At 52.6% G+C, this 559-nt stretch carries 1 protein-coding gene; it reads left to right on the forward strand.

Going from position 1 to position 559, the window contains the following annotated elements; translation table 11 throughout:
• Positions 1-22: 22 nt before the first annotated feature.
• Positions 23-559: reverse transcriptase domain-containing protein (locus A7090_RS25360; protein ID WP_241957306.1), on the forward strand; the 537-nt coding region annotated here is incomplete at its 3' end.

Raw genomic sequence — 559 nt, forward strand, 5'->3', positions numbered from 1 at the left:
TAGTAGTGAGGAAGCGTTTGTAATGAACGTGGAGCGAAGGGGCAGCGTCGGGCAGTCTGCACCCCGGCCCAACTGTACGCAGGAGGAGGCTGGAGGTGAACAGACAAAACCGTTTCAGGTCAGTAAATTGCAGGTGGTGGAAGCGTACCGGCGGATAAAGGCGAATGCCGGGTCTGCCGGGGTGGATAACCAGACGCTGAAGGATTTTGACCGGGATCTGAAAGGAAATCTGTACAAAATCTGGAACCGGTTATCATCGGGAAGCTGGATGCCACCGCCGGTGCGTGCGGTGGAAATTCCGAAGAAGGATGGAAGCAGCAGACTTCTGGGAATACCGACAGTAAGCGATCGAATCGCGCAGATGACGGTGCTGATAACGTTTGAGCCATTAGTGGAGCGTGACTTTCTGAATGACTCATACGGATACCGGCCCGGAAAATCAGCGCTGGATGCCATAGCCGTAACAAGAAAACGCTGCTGGCAGTATGACTGGTGCCTTGAATTTGATATCAGGGGGTTATTCGATAATATTCCCCACGATTTATTACTCAGGGCAGTG

Origin of the sequence: Escherichia sp. MOD1-EC7003, from assembly GCF_002965065.1 — a bacterium.
Lineage (GTDB): Bacteria > Pseudomonadota > Gammaproteobacteria > Enterobacterales > Enterobacteriaceae > Escherichia.